This is a genomic window from Haloarcula sp. S1AR25-4 (assembly GCF_031624555.1).
Taxonomy (GTDB): Archaea; Halobacteriota; Halobacteria; order Halobacteriales; family Haloarculaceae; genus Haloarcula; species Haloarcula pellucida.
Window position 1 is genome coordinate 731723 of sequence record NZ_JAMQOR010000001.1, and the last position, 19488, is coordinate 751210.

Consider the following 19488-nt stretch of genomic DNA (forward strand, 5'->3'; position numbering starts at 1 on the left):
ACGGGATCTACTATCGAACAGTCGAGTTAAGAGTCCCTACTCTTGACAGACACAATCAGTATCTGCTCATTTTGATATTCAGCAGTATATTTCTCAGATTCACTGAAAGAGCTTTCAGTCACCAGGTGTCGCTGAAGGTATAGATAATCTGGGTCGAGGTCGTTCTCCGCGGTCAATTTGCTGAAACAGGTTGTGTTTGAGCAACTATACACTGATTCTAGCATTTCTAAGTGGTGTTGGTACGCGCCGGGGCCATCCCACTCTGCACCCCAGGGCACGACCAAACTCGTGCGTTTAGCGAAAAAAGGGAACTCTTCTTCAGCGCCTTGAACTATGAATGTTGCATCACTGGCAGTCTCAGTTTTGGCCCATTTGGCGGCATCTCTATCTGCATCGGAAAACGAATCGTGTGGTAACGATTGGGCAGCTCCGACTCCGGCGAAAGCCGCGGCAAAAACCAAGCCGACACTTACGATCGCAGCACTTCGCCGTCTGAGCGACAATTGGTCTATATCGATTTGACTGACCCAGTTCGGAAGGAAATCGATAACCACAATCGCTATAGATATTAACAGCAGAGAAAACGTGAATCGGATTGTCCCTCCTAAGAAGACTGCAGTCGCCACGAAGAGAGCAACCACGTGGAAGCGATACTCGTAGAATAAAATACCGAGGCAAAGAATACCGAGGTACCATAGCAGTTTCTCGATGAGTCCGTGTGTTGGCAGCGATATTACTGCGTAGAGATGGTGGTGAACTTCGAATAACCCCCCATGAGTTCCTGAGGCATATAAAAAAATATCAACGCCGTGAGTGAATGTAACCCACAGTATCCATGGTGCCGAAATGAGAAAGCCGATAGTAGCAATATTGCCACCACATCTGAAGCCGTCAATTGATCTGTCACTACCAACCCAGAGACCCACTGTTCCAAAGCCAGCGAATACTGCATAGACTGGATGGGTCAGGACAGTAAGTCCAAAGGCAACACCAGCTCCGATTTGAAGTTTGGCGGACTCTGTCTGAAAAGATTTTAACGCGAATGCGAGCGTCACAAAAGATAGGCAAAACGCAAGACCACGGATGACTCCTCCGTGACCTAGATGCCATCTAAAAACAGGTAGAGAAATAGTCACCAGCACCGACGCTAAGGCCGCTGCTCGTCTTGTCGATAGTTGTCTCACAAATAGGTAGATAGCGAGCGGACTGAGAGTAAACCAGAGAAGCCGCAAGGCAAATGAGGCATATCTGTAAGATAACCCAGATACATCAACACCGATTGCAAGTAAATAAAACCCAAGTGGCGAATAGCCAAACGGAATCCCGTTTGAAGTGAAGTATGGAATTGTTTTTGGAGGAACATAACCGTTTGAAGAAATTGACTCTGCCATTGCCCAGAACAGAGCCGGATACTGACCTGTTTCGTGGGTTGAGATATACACTACGGAGATTAAAATCGCAGACAATACTCCTGGAATAGTATATAAAAATCGTCTGTATTCAACCACTTCTAGCGGTGTTAATTGAGTAGGTTACTAACACTTGTGATTTATGTATTAATCTAGTTAATGCGATAATTGACTGGGTACATATTATTTCCGTCCACAGTATCAACTACAACCCTGTACTGACCGGACCGGTTTGTTCGATTAGGAGCTGAGTCTGTGCGAGATATGCGCCCCATGTCTTGCACGGCTATCAGAACAGCTTTCTGAATCGGTAGAAACTCCGATTGTCAATACGCAGTGACGTTCTAACAGTTCATTCGCTCGCTCTGGTCTATAATCAGTGACCCATATCGATCAATAGAGACGAAACAGTAGCCGTCTTACTGATATACGCCGATAGAAATACTATCAGGGCGGACTTCGACACGAAAGTTTCGACCGTATTCGATATGATATTCTCCGAATGTCACCGACCCGGTAATACTCATACCGTTGCCCTCAACGCTCAGTTCGTATGTCCCCTGTTGGCGGATACCCGCTTCGACTACCGTGGCTTCGCCAGACTGGACTGTTTCACTGCGCGCAATGCGACTTAGAGGATTCAAATCCCGCAAGTCCGCAGTTCCGACTCACGGTTTGTTCGTCGGAAAAGTGCGGCGGCCGGGATTTGAACCCGGGCCATGAGCTTGGAAGGCTCAGGTCCTACCACTAGACCACCGCCGCTCACTTCGGTCGCGTCGTCGTTCGCAAACCCCGCGGATGTGTTCACCACCGCCGCACGTACTACGGCACTGGTGCGCGAACGTATGCACTGATAGAGGGAAGGTCAATAAGGAACTTTCCTTTCTGGTTCGACCACGGCGTAGCAGTTCCCGCTCGATAGCTCCATCGAGCGGCGGGTCAGGCCGCTCGCGGCGACGTCGCGTTCGAACTCCGCCGGCGCGTAGATGTGATAGAAGCGTGGCACCGTCTCCCCGCCGGGGAGCGTCCAGTCGACTGTCGTGTCGAACCCCGTCTCGGCGTCGGCGGGCGCGTCGAAGCGGTCGTGGGCAGTGCTCCACGCGCTGACGAGCGCTCGGCCGTCGGGGCGGAGGACGCGGGCGAGTTCGTCGAGACTGGCACGGCGGTCGGCGGCCGTCGGGAGGTGATGCAGCGTCGCGACGTAGACGGCGAGGTCCACGCTGTCGGCACGGAGCGGGAGTCGCGTGGCGTCGCCTTGCAACAGGGAGACGCGGGGTCCGATACGGTCCTGTGCTTCACAGAGCAGCGTCCGGCTGGCGTCGAGGCCGAGGGCCCGGTCGGCGACGTCGGCCAGTAGTTCTGCGTGTCGGCCGTTGCCACACCCTACGTCGAGCGCCGTCCCAGCCCCGTCGGCGTCGTCGACGAACGACTCAACCTCCGGCCACGCGAACTCGCGAGTCTTCGAGAAGTGGTCGCCGATTCGCTCGTACGTTCGGCGAACGCCCACGCGGGAACGGTCGTCCATATGCAAGCCAGTGTGAACGACGGCTTACCCGTTTCGACCGCGCACCGCCTGTACAGCACAACTATATGCTCGGTTACATAAATATCCGTCCAAGAGGGATTGGATTTTGCCGAATATTCTGGACGGATGCTGACCTTATACTCATTATACTGTGTACTATATTGGACGTACGGTGTTTTTCACCCGCTCTAATCGGTCATTGTTTAGGTAAGATTCAAATAGGAGTCTTCCAACCCACCGGGTGATGCGAAATACGTTGACAAACGGACGAAGAAACGGACTCGTTTCAGACGAACAGTCACAAATGGGGGCAGACCCATGGTGAGTGTCGAGACGCTGGCCACGGGCGTGAACCTGCTGTGGGTCCTCATCGCGTCGTTTCTCATCTTCTTCATGAAAGCTGGGTTCGCGATGTTGGAGGCCGGGCAGGTCCGTGCCAAGAACGTCTCGAACCAGTTGACACAGAGTCTCATCACACTGTGTGTCGGGCTGTTGGTGTTCTTCGTCGCCGGTGAGGCCGTCGCCCGCGGCGTCGCAGTCGCGACCGGGGCCGACGTTCCGACGCTGTTTGGCTACATCGGTGGGGACCTGACCACGTCGGTGAACTGGCTGATGGGCGGGATGTTCGCCATCGCCGCGGCGAACATCGTCTCCGGCGGCGTCGCCGGCCGCTGTCGGCCTCGAATGTACGTCATCTACACCGCGTTTATCACGGCCCTCGTCTATCCGATCGCCGTCGGTCTGACGTGGAAGGGTGGGCTACTCGCACAACTCGGCTTCACCGAGTTCGCCGGCGGGATGGTCATCCACGGGATGGGTGGGCTCTCCGGTCTGACCGCCGCCTACGTCCTCGGGCCGCGACTGGGTCGCTACAACGAGGACGGGAGCGCGAACGTCATCCCCGGCCACTCCGTCACGCTGGCGGTGCTGGGGACGCTCATCCTCGCGTTCGGGTGGTACGGCTTTAACGTCGGGACGGCGGCGACGGTGTTCTCGCCAAACGGCGGCGAGATTTCGCTCGGCTCCTTTGCCGCCGCCGGCCGCGTCGCCATCGCGACGTCGCTCGGGATGGTCGCCGGTGGTCTCTCGGCCGGCGTCGTCGCGTGGTACAAGACCGGCAAGGTCGACACGCTCTACCTCGCCAACGGGATGCTCGCCGGTCTCGTCGGCGTCACCGGGGCCGCGAACGTACTGACGTGGGCCGGTGCGCTGTTCCTCGGTACCCTCGCTGGCGCGCAACTGCCCGTCGTCTTCGACGTCGTCGAGAAACGCCTCCAGATAGACGACGTCTGTGCCGTGTTCCCCGTCCACGGCTCTGCCGGTATCCTCGGTATCGTTCTGTACCCGCTCCCGTACGTCTCGACGGTCGGCTTCGACCCCGGCCAAATCGCCGTGCAGGCGCTGGGCGTCGTCGTCATCGGGAGTGTCAGTGTCGCCGCCACGTACGCGCTGTTCACCGTCACGACAGCACTCGGCTGGGCGCGCGTCGACGCCGACAGCGAGCGCGAGGGCCTCGACATCTCCGGCCACGGCGTCGAGACGTACCCCGAGTTCGCCAGTCCCGACACGCTGAACGACTCCGCCGTCCGCACCGACGGTGGGCACGCGTCCGACATCGAACTCGTGATGGCCGTCGTCCGTCCCGAGAAACTCGGCGCGGTCAAGGAGGCGCTCACCGACGTCGGCGCACCGTCACTGACCGTGACGAACGTCTCCGGTCGGGGCTCCCAACCCTCGAAGACGGGGCAGTGGCGCGGCGAGGAGTACGTCGTGGACCTCCACCAGAAGGTCAAGGTCGAGTGCGTCGTCGCCGACGTCCCCGGTCAGCAAGTCGCCGAAGCGGTTCGGGAGGCGGCTCACACGGGCGAGAAGGGCGACGGCAAGGTGTTCGTCGTCCCCGTCTCCGACGCAGTGCAGGTCCGTACCGGCAACCGCGGTTCGGAAGCGGTCTGAATCGAGCGCGCAGACACCGAAGTTTCGTTACTCGTCGCCGTACGTCTCGGGGTAGGCCTCGGCCAGCAATTCGGGCCGGTCGAGGAGGCGCTCACGCACCGGGTCGATGACCTCGGAGATAGCGGTCCCGACTGCGGGCTTGAGGTCGGCGGGGTGGAGTTCGCCGCTGACGAAGTCCTCCTCGACGGCCTCGTAGCTCTCGTAGGTCAGGTCGCCGCCGTACTCCTCGGGGCGTTCGACGACGAACGGTTCGCCCTCGACGTCGAGTACCGGGAAGACGAGGTGGTTCAGGTACTCCAGCACGCCGTTGTCCTCGACGTCGCCGGCCGGACAGTACGCCTGTCCGATCTTCTCCTCGACCTCGTCGGGGCTGTCCGTGAGGTTCACCTTCGAGGCGGCGTCCGAGGCGCTCATCTTGCCGCCGGAGAGGCCCGACAGGAGCGGCGCGAAGACACAGACCGGCGAGTGGCCGCCGTGGTCGGGGAGAATCTCCCGGGAGAGCATGTAGATGCCGCGCTGGTCGACGCCGCCGTAGGCGATGTCGGCGTCTAAGGCCTTCACGTCGAGCGTCTGCATCAGCGGGTAGATGAGGCCGCCGAGGTTCGGGCTCTCGGACTCGCGGACGACTTCGCTGGCCGCGCGCTGGGTGCGGGCGATGGTCGTCTCCGCGGCCATGCGGTACATCTCCAGCGTGTACTCCTCGTCTAGCTGGAAGTCGGTTCCCCGGACGAACTCGACGTCGTCGGGGTCGGCGCCGGCGGCGTCTATCATGCCCTCGATGGCGACGCGGTAGTACTCAGAGCGGGCGTCCAGCAGGTCGAACGGGCTCTTGTTGTCGTCGAGATGGGCGTGCAGGTCGGCGATGAGCACCGTCACGTCGACGTCGGCCCGCAGGAAGTCCGCGAGCTTCCGCATCGTCGTGAAGTGGCCGATGTGCATCTCACCGGTTGGCGCGTAGCCGATGTACGCCGACGGGTCGCCGTCCTCGAACAGTCCCTCGAGCTCGTCTTCCGTGACGACCTCCTGAGTGTGCCGGCTCACGAGGTCGAGTCGGTCGGCCGTATCCATACGCTCCGGTCCCCGCTCCGGCGAGTAAAACGTTCCTGTGTGGCCCCGTCGGTCGAGTGCTTACTCGGCGGCAGTCTGCGGGCGGTGCATCGGGTCCTGCCCGTCGCCGGTCGCGCCGGCGTACCCCCGCGCAAAGAGGTGGTAGCCGACGACCTGCCCGTAGAAGGCGAACACCGCGCCGACGAGGATGAGGACGAGAACGCCGCCCAGCCCCGCGATGACGAACAGGGCGACGTAGGCCTCGACGACGGCGACGACGTAGATTGGACGGCGGGCCACGCTCGCGATGACTCGAATCTCGAACGCCGCCGTGAGGCGGTCCGTCGTCGCCAGTCGTGTGAGCGCACCCGGCAGGAGATACGCCGAGGCGAGACCGACGACCGACGCGAAGAGCAACAGGGCGCTCCCGAGCAACGGCGCGCCCGACACCCGAGCGAGGACGCCGCCCAGCGTCACGAGGACCGGGACGAGGAGGTAGGCGACCTGCACGCCGATGACTCGCGCGCCGTCGACGAACAGGTCGCCCCAGTCTTCGAACTTCGGTGGGTGTGGCCGGCCGTCGGCCGTCGACCGCAGTACGCGGAGGAGGTACCCCTGGACGGGGATAAGCGGGACGAACAGCACCGCGCCCACGAGCGTCAGCAGACTCCCCGTTATCACGGTCCAGAGCCACCCCGGGCCCCGCTGAGGGTAGAACAGCGCGTCGCGCAGCATTACGGAGTACTGCCCGGCCCCGATACTTATACCCCCACGCTGCGGCCACGGCCGCGGGGGACCCGAGTACACAAGCCCGTAGAGCCCAACTGTCGGGTATGTACACGGGGAAGACGGAGAAGGCGTGTTGCCTGTGCGGGAACCCGGACACGAAGACGCGGTTGGATCTCCCGCCGCGGGCGGTGCCCCTGCTGAAACACGCCGAACCTATCGCGTGGCGGGACATCGTCGGCGAGGTGTCCATCTACTTCTGTGCGGCCGACTGGGAGACGGTCCGAGACCTCGTGTTGGAGACCGGCATGAGTCCGCTGTCGCGCTGTAACGTCGCCCACGCATCCTTCGACCTGCGGGAGGATTTCGAGGCCCTGCTCAACGACGTCCGGGACGAACCCGACCACAGCGACCTCGAAGCCGAGATGCTGGCCGATGCCGACGGGATACTCGAAAACCCCGAGGACCCCTACGTCGAGGAGCGGGACGTGGTCGAAGCGCGGGTCGTCCAGTGGGTGTTCGAGGACACCGAAGCGGAAGCCTGACCGGGGGACAGCGGGGCGTATCCAAACTGTTTTGAACACCCACGGCCCTGTGTCAACCGATGACTGTACGCGTAGGCGTCCTCGGAGCAACCGGCGCGGTCGGACAGCGACTCATCCAGTTACTCGACCCGCACCCGGACTTCGAGATCGCCGCACTGACAGCCAGCGAATCGAGCGCCGGAAAGAGCTACCGCGACGCCGCGAAGTGGCGCGTCGAGGCGCCCATCCCGGAGGACGTCGCCGACATCACCGTCGGCGCGACGACGCCCGACGCCGTCCCGGACGACGTCGACCTCATCTTCTCCTCGCTGCCCTCTAGCATCGGCGCGGAGGTCGAACCCGAGTTCTGTGAGGCGGGCTACGTCGTCTCCTCGAACTCCTCGAACGGGCGGATGGACGAGGACGTGCCGCTGACGATTCCGGAGGTCAACGCCGACCACGTCGACCTCATCGAGGTCCAGCGAGACGAACGCGGCTGGGACGGCGCACTGCTGAAGAACCCCAACTGCTCGACCATCACGATGGTCCCGCCGCTGGCCGCTCTCGACCGTGCCTTCGACCTGACCGACGTGCGCGTCTCGACGCTGCAGGCCGTCTCCGGGGCGGGCTACTCCGGTGTCTCTTCGATGGAGATTATCGACAACGCCATCCCGCACATCGGCGGCGAAGAGCAGAAGATGGAGACCGAGTCCCGAAAGCTGCTGGGCTCTTTCGACGGCGCCGAAGTCGAACTCAACGACATGGACGTCGCCGCCTCCTGTAACCGCATCGCGACGCTCGATGGCCACTTAGAGAACGTCTGGGCCGACACGGCCGAAGACGTCACCGCCGAAGAGGCCGAAGACGCGATGGCGTCGGTCACCGGAATCGACCTCCCGTCCTCGCCCGAACGCCTCATCACGGTGTTCGAGGAACCGGACCGGCCCCAGCCCCGACTCGACCGAAACGTCGAGGACGGGATGGGCGTCGCAGTCGGCGGGTTCCGCGAGACCACCGACGGCGTCCAGTTCAACTGCCTCGCGCACAACACGATGCGCGGCGCGGCCGGTGCGAGCGTGCTGAACGGCGAACTGCTCGCTCAGCGCGGGTACATCTAAAGCGAAATCTGATTCTGTAGCCCGTCCCACGCGCCGGTCTCCTCGGCGCGGCGGACGTTCTCGGCGACGATGTCCGCGAGCCTGTCGAAGTAGCTCGGCGTGTGGCCGGCGTTGTGCGGCGTGACGAGTACGTTCTCGAAGTCCCACAGGCGATGGTCGTTCGGGAGCGGTTCCGGGTCGGTGACGTCCAGCGCCGCCGCGCCGACGTGGTTGCGCTGGAGGGCATCGACGAGCGCGTCGGTGTCGACCACCGGGCCGCGGGCGATGTTGACGAGAACCGTCTCGGGGTGCATCGTCGTCAAGAGGTCGGCGTCGACCAGCCCTCGCGTCTCCGCTGTCAGCGGGCAGGCGAGCGCCACGTAGCGAGCGTCCTCGACGGCCTCGTGGACGTCGTCGTAGCCGTACACCTCGTCTGTCGGGGTGTCTTTCTCGGGCGAGTGGCGCACGGCGACCGTCTCGACGTCGAAGCCGTCGAGTCTGTCGACGATAGCGGAGCCGATGGCCCCCATGCCGACGACGCAGACGCGGCTGCCGGCGAAATCGTTCGATTTGAACGACTGCCAGACGTGGTCGGCCTGTCGTCGCCGTGCCGTGAAAAAGCCGCGGGCGAACGAGAGCCACGCGCCGACGACGTGTTCGGCGACGTTAGGGGCGTGGACGCCGGAGGCCGTCGTCAGCGCCACGTCGTGTGCGGCCAGTTCGTCGAGCGGGAGGTGGTCGTAGCCGGCGTAGGTACTCGCAAACAGGCGGAGCGAGTCCGCCGCGTCGAGCAGGTCCTCGGAGACGGAACTGCCGGTGAGCACCGTCGCGTCGGCGACGAGGTCACGTTCGGCGGCCGGCGTGCGTGCCACCTCGACGTCGTGGTTTGGAAGTCGGTCGCGCAGTGCCGTCGCGTATCGGTCGACGGCCATGCCGTGGATGTTGTCTCGGCGGACGACGATGTCTGCCATACGGACACTGTGACACCGCGTATCAAAAACGGCACGGCAGCCACCGAGTTTCGCTGCCGGGACTGATTATCGCGGCTGATATGCGGTTTGAACGGTCTTGAACGGTCGAAACGGTGGGCGAGATATATATCACGAGTGGTAGTTGCTTCGGATAGCATGTCGGAGACGCCCGAGACAGTGTTGCTCGCCGACGACGACGCCGGCTGTCGGGCACTCTATACTGCCTGGTTGGAGGCGGACTACGAGATACGGACGGCTGCGGACGGTACCGCGGCCCTCGAACAGATGGACGACGACGTCGACTTGGTGGTTCTCGACAGGGAGATGCCCCGAAAGGACGGCGAGGCGGTCGCAGCGGCTATCGACGCCGGCGACAACGACCCGTTCGTGGTGATGATAAGCGGCGTCGAACCGGGGGTCGACCTGCTCGACATCCCCGTCGACGACTACCTGACGAAGCCGGTACAGCGGGAGTCCGTCCTCGCAGTCGCCGAACGCGCCGCGACACTTTCGACGTGTCAGGCACGTCTCCAGCAGTTTCTGGCGCTCGCCTCACGAAAGGAGTGTCTCGAAACCCACGTCCACCCGGCCGAACTGAGCGAGAGCGACGCGTACCGGTGTGTCGTCCGCCGACTCGAACGGGAACGAGCGGCCGTCGAGGAAGCGCTCGACGCGGCGGTCAGCACGCCGGACACCGACAACCCGGACGCGTCGACGCTGCCGGGCCTATCGTGGGCCACGGAGTCGCCGTAGCGCGACGAGACAATAGGTTTTAGCCGTCGGGGTGGCACGGTAGCGCGTATGGAATACGTAGACGTGGCGATCGTCGGGGGTGGCCCGGCCGGGTCGTCCGCCGCCGAGGCCGCCGCCGCCCGAGGTGCGGATGCCGTCGTCTTAGAGAAGGGGGTTCCCCGGGCCGACCGCGACGGCCCGGGACCGGATTCGACGGACGCTGCCGGTCTGCTCGACTACTGGCTCGACATCATGGACATCCCGTTCGAGGAGTTCCCCGAGGACGTCGTGCTCAGCGAACTCGACGGGGCGAAGTTCTACGGCCCCGACTCCGAACTGGCGCTGACCGAGACCGGTATCGACGCGAGTTACGACGGATTCGGCTTTACGATGCACCGCGCGAAGTTCGACGATTGGCTTCGCCAGCGAGCGACCGACGCCGGTGCCGACTACCGCGTCGGCGTCAGCGTCACCGGCGTCGAGACGGACCTCGCGTCGAGTCCGCGCCACACGGTCCACCTCGCCAACGGCGAGGACATCGAGACGGACCACCTCGTGCTGGCCGACGGCCCCCAGCGAACCGTCACGGGCGGGGCCCTAGACCAGTTCCTCCCCGAGGGTCGGACGATGAGCGAGATCATGCCCTCCAACACGGTCAACCACATCGCCTATCAGGAACACCGCCGGATGCCCGAGGAACTGTTCGACCCGGACTTCATCGAGTTCTGGTGGGGCATCATGCCCGGTCACACGGCGTACCCGTGGATCTTCCCGAACGACGAGCCAGTGGCCCGCATCGGCCTGACGATGCCCATCGGACTGGACATCGACGACTACGACACGCGCGAGTGGGACCTCCTGCGCGACGACGACGAGGGCATCCCCCGGGGCAACGAGTACGTCCGGCGACTGCTCGAACGGCAGTTCCCCGAGTACGACGTCGCGGACTTCCCGCTGGTCGAAGACCGCGGGAAGTCGAAGGGCACAGAGACCTATCCCATCTCCTCGACCCGCCCCATCGAGTCGCCCGCCCGCGCCGGCATCGCCGTCACCGGCGGCGCGATGGGCGCTACATCGGCGTTCCACGAGGGTGGCGACCACGTCGCGGTCCGCACCGGGAAGATAGCTGGTCGACTCGCCGCCGAGGGCGGCCTCGAACGCTACAACGACGAGTGGCACGCCGCCATCGGCGACGAAGTCCTGCGGAACGCCACGTTCGCGGACATGGTTCGCGACTGGCGGCCACGCGACTGGGACCGTGCGTTCACCACAGCGGGAGACCTGATGGACGCTCGCGGCATCAAGGCAGACGCCGCTCTCAAGGGCGGCCTCCACGGCATCGAACTCGTCGCCAAGTACAAATGGGGGAAGTTCGGCTACCGCAACGGGAAGTACGTCCAGTTGCGCGAAGACGAGTACGCACTCTGAACGCCACCCTTAGGTACGGGTGTCTCCTAGATCGACTGCGTGCCTTTAATCCCCGGCCGAGGCCCGTCACCGGGACGATGACGAACCGGAGAACCCGGGCACGGTACATATCGGCGGCTGACGCCGCCCGTTTGGCGAACGCACCCCGCCCGACTCGCGGTCGTATCCCGCCCGCCGAACCGGTCAACGCCGTTTCGGCACCAGGCGACAGTTCTGTCGCCCGCCCGGCACGAGGGTTTGCCGGCTGACCTGGCGCGCCGCCCAGGATGACGCCGGTCGTTAGTGTTCCGGGCGTACATTTTGGCATACTATCGAATGCATTTGCAAATAATATGCGTAGCTTTGGTTGCGTCCTATTGTCGAGACAGGTTATCAACAGTGAGCACCTTTCCAGCCGTATCTTCGGGGGAAACAGTCAGTGATGACAAACCGGGGATGATGTCCGACGGGAGTGCGCATATGCCTGTTAGGTTCGGATGCCCGTGCTGAATATACCGCGCGTATCTTGCACGACCAACCGTCGCTGGTTGGCCGATAGCTACCATGAGGGTGTCATAGAAGTATTCTCACACCGAGATCACAGTACTTCCGGAAACGTCTCCACGCTCATAGCTGGTGATTGCAACGACGAGACGGAGACACAGCGCGAGAAACACCTGCGCTCGTGCATGGACGCGTCGCCGGTACGTTCAACGCCTGTACGGCAGGTATACGTCTCGTCTACTGTCGATAGCTTCAGCTGAACGTGTTCACCATACTCCGCTGGTGCCGGCCGGTGTCGTACATGTATCCGCTTGCGTTTATTGTCCCCAACATATAAAAATTATATATTATTTTGTCGCTGAATAATGTGCCGACGAATACGGCATGCAACGACGACAATTCATCACGGCACTCGGCGCAACGGGATTGCTCGGCGCGACTGGTGCTGCGAGTGCACAGGCGAACGGCAAGGGAGAATCGAAGAGGAACGGACGTAACCCGAACGTCGACGGAGGGATCGAGAACGTCATCGTGCTGATCGGCGACGGCATGGGCTTTGACCCGATCGAGGTAACGTCGGTGGTCCACGACGACCTCGCGATGCAGTCGATGACCGGGGTCGGCTACACTCGGACGAATTCACGGAGCGGCGAGGTGACGGATTCGGCGGCAGCAGGGACGGCGCTCGCAACCGGGCTGAAAGCGTACAACCGTCAAGTCTCCGTCTACGGCGACGGCGACGAGGACGACGTTACGCCGCTGGCGACCCAGCTCGAAGTCGCCCAATGGCTTGGGAAGGCGACCGGGCTGGTGTCGACGACCAGAATCACGCACGCGACGCCCGCGGCGTACGCCTCGCACATCTACGACCGTGGTCAGGAAGCGGCGATCGCGGCGCAACTCGTCGACAGCGGCGTCGACGTCCTGTTCGGCGGCGGTCGCCACGAGTTCGACGAGGAAACGCTCGGTCGTGCCGAAAACGAGGGTTACGAACTCCTCACGGACGCGGGGGACCTCGGATCCGCGAGCAGCGAGAAGCTCCTTGGCCTGTTCGACGACAGTCACGTCACCTACACGCTCGACCGCGACGACGCCATTCCGGCCCTGCCCGAGATGACCGCAACGGCAGTAGACCACCTGGAACAGGACGACGACGGGTTCTTCCTGATGGTCGAGGGGGGTCGCATCGACCACGCCGAACACGGCAACGACACGCAAACGACTGTCGCCGAGACGAAGGAGTTCGACGAGGTCGTGAACTGGGCGCTCGACTACGTCGAGGACCGCGACGACACGCTCGTGGTCGTCACCTCCGACCACGAGACCGGCGGGATGGCGACCGGCGACGGCTACGGGTCGCCGATCGAGACCGACGCGATCGCGAACGCCGAGGCGAGCAACGGGGCGATCGCCGCCGCGATCGAGGACGGCGCGGACGTGCGCGAGGCGGTCGAAGGCCACGTCGACGTCGACCTCACTGACGAGGACGTCGAGCAGATCGAAGACGGGATCAATTCGGACAATCCCTACGGCCTCTTGAACGAACTCGGGGCGGTCATCTCCGACCACCTCGGCGTCGCGTGGGCCTCGAACGCTCACACCGGACCGGCCCAGCCCGTCATGGCCGCCGGGCCGAACGTCGATCCGTACGACGGCTGGGTCCACCACGTCGACCTCTCGGCGACGCTCACCGCCCTACTGCTGTTCGGACGGCTCGACGAGGTCTCCGAGACGGAATGTGAAAACTGGGAACGGACCGTCGCCAAGAAGGGTCCCCGCGGCACCCGCGACGCCTACATGGCGCTCCAGTACGTCGGCCCCGTCGCTGACGACGTGACCGAGGCGCTCGACGTCGACGACAACGGCGTCGTCGACTACCGCGACGTCGTCGCCATCCTCGACGGCGAGGTTCCCAAACCGGTGACGGCCAAGAAGTAACGCAAACGCCGCCGGACGCGGTCGACCGGACGGCACGGAACCGTCCAGAACACCGTGTCGTCGAGGCGACTGACCCACCTTTTTGCCCGTCTGTCGCCACGTCCGTGGTATGACCGACGACGGCGACCCGGAGGCGAACCTCGAACAGTGGAAAGACGCGATGCAGGCCGAACACGAGGACGCCATCGCCAACCCCGACCCGAGCGAGGATCACCGCATCGAGGGCGTGACACAGGTTAGTTACCGCGTCACGTTCGAGTACGACCCGGAGACCGAGACGCTCGAACGCGACCAGCGAGAGCAGGTCGACGACCTCGCCGACCCGGAACTGCTCTCCTGTGATTGTGGTGTCCGCGGGATGACGCCCGACGAAGCACGCGAACACGTGCGGGCGGCCCGCGAACAGGCGTCGGAGTAAGCCACAGTCGGTCTCAGACCCGCGAGAGGACGTCCTCGGCGAGACGCGTGAGTTCCCGGTCCGGGTCCTCGCCGGGCGTCGAGACGACGACGTGATCGACGCCGACCGACGCGAGGTCACGGAAGTACTCGACGAACCACTCGCTGCCGGCCCGGTAGCCCTGATGGACCGGTTCGGGGTCGGCCGTCGGGTCGTCTGTGAGGTGGGTGCGAACGACCATCGCGTATGGTTTCTCGCCCGCGGCGGCGCGCCAGTCGTCGAGATACGACGCCAGCGTGTCTGTCGGGAGGTGATAGAACAACCAGCCGTCGCCGTGGTCGGCTATCCACTCGACGGACTGACGGGCGTTGCCCGTCGGCAAGAGTGGGATCGTCCCGCCCGCCGGTTTCGGGACTACGTCGAGGTCACCGTCTAAGGAGCCCCAGCGACCCTCTGCCGTCGGAAACTCGTCGCGCCAGGCGGTCCTGAGAAGGTCGACCGACTCACGGAACAGTACGCCGCGCTCGTCCGGATCCACGCCGAACGCCGGGTACTCCGGGTCCCGGTCCCCGGTGGCGACGCCCAGCACGAGTCGTCCGTCGGCGAGGCGGTCGACGGAGGCGGCGCTCTTTGCGACGTGCAACGGGTGTCTGAGCGGCAAGACGACGCTCGCCGTCCCCAGCGCCACGTCGTCGGTGTGGGCGGCCGCGTAACTGAGCCACGACCACGTATCGAACGTCTGGCCGGCGTCGCCGAACCGGGGCCAGTACAACGGGACGTCTCGCGCCCAGAGGGCGTCGAACCCGAGCGACTCGGCGTGGGACGCGAGGGTCATCTCCCTGTCGACGTCCGGGCGCGACTCGCTGGCGTCGGTCAAGGGAAAGCCGACGCCCACGGTGAGGCCGTCGCCTCCGAACAGGCGGTCGTACCCGGCGTTGAACTGCGCCATCGTGGCTCAGGCGAGGAGCGCTTGCTGGGGTAACTGGTCGCCGTACTTGACGACGACGAACAGCATCGTAAACAGCGTCGCGTTGTACAGACCGTGAATCAATGCCGGCACGACGATGTTGTCAGTGTACTCGTAGGCCACCCCGAAGACGAGTGCGGGGACGACCAGCACACCGAGTGTCACGAGGTTCCCCTGTGGCGACCCGCCGCTGAGCGCGAACCAGTGGAGGCCGGCGAAGATGACGCTCGGGATGAGGACGCCCGGAACGGGACTGAACACCTCACGGATACGGCCCTGAACGACGCCGCGGAACAGCATCTCCTCACCGGGGCCGATGACCAGAATCGACGCCGGTATCAACAGGAGCAGGACTTCGGGGTTTTCCATCCCGATCTGGGCAGCCTGATTCGTCCCGGTCTCTAACTCCGTGCCAGTGACTCGCTGGACGACCGTAATCGCGGCCGACCCCAGCAGCGCGCCGCCGATGGCGACGAGGTAGCCCGCGACGATTGTGGCCGCGTCCCTCATGCTCGGGACGGCGGCGGAGATGTCGAACCTCGGAACCGTCTCGGACAGTTGCAACAGATCACGAACCGGTCCCGCGAGATGCGGTCTGACCTTGAGGTAGCTCAGGGCGACACCGGCACACCCGATTCCTTGCACGAAGACGAGGCTGAGGACGATACTCAGGGCCGGCGAGAGTTCGAGACCGATACCGACGATGAGGAGTCCCGCCACCAGGAACGTCAGGGCGAAGCCGAGGAGCAGGCCGCCGGCACCGAGGACGAGTGCGGCGACCAACGCCACGACCGACTGGAGGAACGGTCGCTCGCGCGTCACGTGAGACATACCGGCTGGTAGCGGCGACAGCCTGAAAACAGTTCGCTCCGCGGCCAGTTCGTCAGCGGGTTCGCTCGCCGGCCTCGACGGTCGTCTCCAGCCAGTTCGTCTCGGGCGGGAGCGGGCAGGAGAAGGTGTCGCTGTACGCGCAAAACGGGGCGTACGCGAGATTGAAGTCCAGCGTGACGGCGTCGCCGTCGGTCAGTTCCTCGTCGGCCTCCAGTTCCATGTAGCGGCCGCGGTGGTAGGTCTGCTGGCCGCTGGTCTTGTCTCTGAAGGGGACGAAAAACGTCGCGGGGTCGTCGCCGGCCTGTCGGTAGCCCGCGAGGTCGTAGGACTCGCCGTCCAGTTCGAAGGCGAAGGTGACGACGTGGAGATACCGGACGGTCCGGCCGTCGGTCGTGTCCATCTCGACGGGCGCAGGTTCGTCGTGTCGCGTCACCGTCGCTTCGACGCGGTAGTCGGGGTCCGGATCGAAGTAGGCCAGACCGTCGAAGTCGTCGCGTTCGTCCGGCGGGATGGGTGACTGCGGGTGTTCCGCGAAGAACTCGTCTTTCTCGGCGCGGTTCTGTCGGAGACGGTCGTCCCAGGCGTCGCTCATGGGCTACGTTGCGAGGCGAGCAGTTTGAGTCCGGCGGTCCACCGACTGACTGCCACGACCGTCGTCACCGGAGTGACCGACGTCCAGAAACAGTTACGGCCAACGGTATCACCCCTCGAAGCCCGTCATCTCGAACCGCGCGCCGCCGAGTTCGCTCTCGGTGACGCGTATCTCCCAGCCGTGGGCCTCGACGATCTGGTCGACGATTGCGAGACCGAAGCCGTTGCCGTCGTCCGAGTGAGTGTACCCCGAGGTGAACACCGCCTCGCGTTCGTCCTCGGGAATTCCCGGACCGTCGTCCTCGACGAAGACGCCGGCCCCGTCGTCGAGGTCGCCGACGCGGATCGTCGGGCCGTCGCCACCGTGTGAGGCGGCGTCGTCGGACTGCGTCTGACTGCTCGTGGCGCCGTGTTCTACGGCGTTGCCGAGGAGGTTCTCGAACACACGCCGGAGGCGGTCACGGTCGGCCTCTACCGCCTGGGCCGTCGTCACGGTGAGGTCAGCGTCCTCGGCCTGTATACCCAGCCAGCACTCCGCGACGAGGTCCGGGAGCGACACCGGTTCCGTCTCCTCGACGGTCACGCCCTCGCGGGCCCACGCGAGGACGTCGCTGACGAGGTCCGACATCCGGTCGTGGGCCGCTGCGACGCGGTCGAGATGCTCCCGGTCGACCTCGCCGTCGCCCTCCGTCGCCAGTTCGAGGTGGACGGCCGCGAGGTCGAGCGGCGTCCGAAGGTCGTGTGAGACGATAGAGGCGAACTCGTCCAGCCGCTCGTTCTGTCGAGCCAGGGCCTGTTCTCGGTTCCGGAGGGTCTGTTCTCGCGCCACCTGCTGGAGCGCAGACTGGATGTTCGCCGCGAGGACGCTCCCGAGCGAGCGGTCCGTATCGTCGAAGGCCCCCGGGTCAGTCGAGGCCGGCAACAGGACGCCGCGGTCGCCGAGCGGCACCACCATCTCCGATCGGATCGGGGTCTCGGGGCCCAGCACGCCCGCGCCCTCGCACACGTCCTGTCTGACGATCGCTTCGCCACGTTCGAACGCTCGCCACGCGATGGAGTCGCCCTCGGTGAACGTCGGCAGTTCACCGAACAGTTCGTCCGTACACTCCGTCGTCGCCGCGGGGACCAGACCGCCGCGCTCGTCGTCGTAGAGGTGGATAGCGTTGATGTCGTGGCCGAGGATGTCCTTGGCCGCAGCTAGTCCGACGTTCAGTACCTCGTCGGTCGACTCGGCGGTCATCAGGTCGCGTGCAGTCTCGTGGAGCGCCGCCAACCGTTCTTCGTAGGTCGTCCGTTCCGTGATGTCCGTGTAGACGCCGTAGGCGAGTACCTCGCCGTCTTCGTGTTCGATGGGGACGTTCCTGAACAGGAAGTCCCGTTGTTCGCCATCGGCCGTCTCTCGGCGCACCTCCCGGGAGACGCACGCGCCGTTCAGGACGGCGCGGTCGATTTCGGCGGCCCCGTCGGTGCGGTCAGCGGGCACGAGGAGGTCGTTTACCGACTCGCCCACCACGGCCTCGGCATCGTACCCGAACACCGCCTCGAAGGCGCCGTTGGCCCGTCGAATCCGCGGTTCGCCGTCCTCGAAGTCGGTGACGACCGTCGGGTCGGGGAGGTTGTCGAACAGCGCCCGGTATCGGTCTCTGGCACGCTGACGGTCACTGACGTCCCGGACGGTACCGGCGAACACCTGTTCGGGGCCGGGGAGCGTCTCCAGTCGCCCCTCGACCGGAATCGTCTCGCCGTCGACGAGCGCCGCCGTCTCGTAGGCGAACTGGTCGACGTCCTCGCTCTCCGCGAGGCGCACGAACGGGTCGCAGTTGCCGACGGTATCGGCCGGGGGTGTCAACTCCGAGAAGTGTGCCCCGAGGATGTCGGTCGGGTCCCGCCCGACCAGTTCGCCCAGTCGCTCGTTGGCGAAGACGAACTCGCCGTCGCCGTCGAGCGCGAACACGGGGACAGAGAGCGCCTCGAGGAGTCGGTCCGCGGGGACGTGGTCGCCGCTGTGGCCCGGTTCGCTGACTCGGCCGCCGTCGGTCGCCGGCAGCGACTCGTCGTCGAGCACTCGAAGGATGCCGACCGACCCGCGGAACGACTCGCCCTCGTACGGCAGGACGCCCATGTGGTCGCGGCACTCGACCGTGTCCCCGTCCGCCGTCTCGATGGTGGCACGGAACCGGGTCGTCTCCGGCCCGGAACTCGACAGCAACCGACCGAGTTCGGTTTCGGCGCGCTGGACGGTCTGGTCGGGCTTGACGAACGACGTGGGTCGACCGAGTATCTCCGTCCGGTCGTACCCCGTCATCGCCGCGAACGGTTCGTTGACGAACTTGAACGTCCCCGTCTCGTCGACGACGTACACCGGGTAGGCGAGCGCGTCGATGACCGTCTCGTAGCGGTCGGCTTTCACCTGCGCGTGGTACTGATCGGTGGCGTTGTGGACGCGGTTCGCGAGCAGGTCGTACTGTTCGGGGCCGCCCTTCTGGAGGTAGCCGGTGACGCCGGCGTTCAGTGCGTCCGCGGCGACGGTCTCGCTCCCCCGACCGGTAAAGAGAATAAAGGGGAAGTCCGCGTGGTCGAACTGCTGGGAGAGCCGTTCGTACAGTTCCAACCCGTCCAGTCGCGGCATCTCGTAGTCGCTGACGACGCAGTCGAACTCGCCAGCATCGAACCGGTCGAGTACCGCCTCCGGGTCGTTGACCGTCGAGACGCGGATGTCCGAGTCCCGTTCGAGCATCGTCGCCGCGAGATCGGTGATGGAAGGGTCGTCGTCGACGTGGAGAACGTGGATATCACCGGCAGCCATTGGGATGTATTCGCGGACCAACCACTTCAACGCGACGGGTCCGTTATCAATTCAAAAACCGAT

The 19488-nt window shown here is 64.1% G+C and carries 16 protein-coding genes, 1 tRNA gene and 1 pseudogene; 7 read left to right on the forward strand and 11 right to left on the reverse strand.

Annotated features, from left to right (window positions below; translation table 11 throughout):
• Positions 1-26: 26 nt before the first annotated feature.
• The 3 genes from NDI85_RS03780 to NDI85_RS03790 all read right to left on the reverse strand — a co-directional run bounded on the left by NDI85_RS03780 (position 27) and on the right by NDI85_RS03790 (position 2934).
• Positions 27-1055, reverse strand: a complete 1029-nt coding sequence (locus NDI85_RS03780) for a hypothetical protein (RefSeq protein ID WP_396275501.1) — start codon at positions 1053-1055, stop codon at positions 27-29.
• A 1045-nt stretch (positions 1056-2100) separates the two neighbouring features.
• Positions 2101-2171, reverse strand: a tRNA-Gly gene (locus NDI85_RS03785).
• A gap of 103 nt (positions 2172-2274) precedes the next feature.
• Positions 2275-2934, reverse strand: coding sequence for a class I SAM-dependent methyltransferase (locus NDI85_RS03790; protein WP_310914960.1), 660 nt, complete (start codon positions 2932-2934; stop codon positions 2275-2277).
• A 318-nt stretch (positions 2935-3252) separates the two neighbouring features.
• Between NDI85_RS03790 and NDI85_RS03795 the strand changes: the two genes are divergently transcribed.
• Positions 3253-4887, forward strand: coding sequence for an ammonium transporter family protein (locus NDI85_RS03795; protein WP_310914961.1), 1635 nt, complete (start codon positions 3253-3255; stop codon positions 4885-4887).
• 27 nt (positions 4888-4914) lie between these two features.
• On the opposite strand, the gene NDI85_RS03800 is transcribed toward NDI85_RS03795, so the two are convergent.
• Positions 4915-5955, reverse strand: a complete 1041-nt coding sequence (locus NDI85_RS03800) for a tyrosine--tRNA ligase (protein WP_188994484.1) — start codon at positions 5953-5955, stop codon at positions 4915-4917.
• 60 nt (positions 5956-6015) lie between these two features.
• On the reverse strand, positions 6016-6669 hold the full coding sequence (locus NDI85_RS03805) for a DUF4013 domain-containing protein (protein ID WP_310914962.1): 654 nt from the start codon (positions 6667-6669) through the stop codon (positions 6016-6018).
• A 98-nt stretch (positions 6670-6767) separates the two neighbouring features.
• On the opposite strand from NDI85_RS03805, the gene NDI85_RS03810 reads away from it, so the two are divergent.
• Positions 6768-7205, forward strand: coding sequence for a hypothetical protein (locus tag NDI85_RS03810; protein ID WP_310914963.1), 438 nt, complete (start codon positions 6768-6770; stop codon positions 7203-7205).
• Positions 7206-7264: 59 nt separating this feature from the next.
• A complete protein-coding gene (asd, locus tag NDI85_RS03815; RefSeq protein ID WP_310914964.1) occupies positions 7265-8302 on the forward strand; it encodes an aspartate-semialdehyde dehydrogenase in 1038 nt (345 codons plus the stop codon).
• Here asd and NDI85_RS03820 read toward each other — a convergent pair.
• Positions 8299-9252: a D-2-hydroxyacid dehydrogenase gene (locus NDI85_RS03820; protein ID WP_310914965.1), complete on the reverse strand. Its 954-nt coding sequence runs from the start codon at positions 9250-9252 to the stop codon at positions 8299-8301. The two genes, asd and NDI85_RS03820, sit on opposite strands and share 4 nt — an antisense overlap.
• A 156-nt stretch (positions 9253-9408) precedes the next feature.
• Between NDI85_RS03820 and NDI85_RS03825 the strand changes: the two genes are divergently transcribed.
• A complete protein-coding gene (locus NDI85_RS03825; RefSeq protein WP_188994477.1) occupies positions 9409-10005 on the forward strand; it encodes a response regulator in 597 nt (198 codons plus the stop codon).
• A gap of 48 nt (positions 10006-10053) precedes the next feature.
• Positions 10054-11412, forward strand: coding sequence for an NAD(P)/FAD-dependent oxidoreductase (locus tag NDI85_RS03830; protein WP_188994475.1), 1359 nt, complete (start codon positions 10054-10056; stop codon positions 11410-11412).
• A 566-nt stretch (positions 11413-11978) separates the two neighbouring features.
• Here NDI85_RS03830 and NDI85_RS03835 read toward each other — a convergent pair.
• A pseudogene (locus tag NDI85_RS03835) lies at positions 11979-12208 on the reverse strand (IS5/IS1182 family transposase); the annotation flags it as partial.
• A 71-nt stretch (positions 12209-12279) separates the two neighbouring features.
• Here NDI85_RS03835 and NDI85_RS03840 point away from each other — a divergent pair.
• Positions 12280-13833, forward strand: a complete 1554-nt coding sequence (locus NDI85_RS03840; protein ID WP_188994471.1) for an alkaline phosphatase — start codon at positions 12280-12282, stop codon at positions 13831-13833.
• 109 nt (positions 13834-13942) lie between these two features.
• The gene (locus NDI85_RS03845; protein WP_188994469.1) at positions 13943-14251 is read left to right on the forward strand and encodes a hypothetical protein; all 309 of its coding nucleotides are present in this window, start codon (positions 13943-13945) and stop codon (positions 14249-14251) included.
• Positions 14252-14264: 13 nt separating this feature from the next.
• On the opposite strand, the gene NDI85_RS03850 is transcribed toward NDI85_RS03845, so the two are convergent.
• From NDI85_RS03850 to NDI85_RS03865, 4 genes are all read right to left on the reverse strand, one after another.
• On the reverse strand, positions 14265-15179 hold the full coding sequence (locus NDI85_RS03850) for an LLM class oxidoreductase (RefSeq protein ID WP_188994467.1): 915 nt from the start codon (positions 15177-15179) through the stop codon (positions 14265-14267).
• Between the two features lie 6 nt (positions 15180-15185).
• Positions 15186-16028 (reverse strand): CPBP family intramembrane glutamic endopeptidase, encoded by an 843-nt coding sequence (locus tag NDI85_RS03855; protein ID WP_310914967.1) that lies wholly within the window; start codon positions 16026-16028, stop codon positions 15186-15188.
• Positions 16029-16080: 52 nt separating this feature from the next.
• Complete coding sequence (locus NDI85_RS03860) at positions 16081-16620, reverse strand: DUF1684 domain-containing protein (RefSeq protein WP_188994463.1); 540 nt, start codon at positions 16618-16620, stop codon at positions 16081-16083.
• Between the two features lie 108 nt (positions 16621-16728).
• Positions 16729-19425 carry a PAS domain S-box protein gene (locus NDI85_RS03865; protein ID WP_188994461.1) on the reverse strand — a complete coding sequence of 899 codons (2697 nt, stop codon included), beginning with the start codon at positions 19423-19425 and terminating at the stop codon, positions 16729-16731.
• Between the last annotated feature and the right edge of the window lie 63 nt (positions 19426-19488).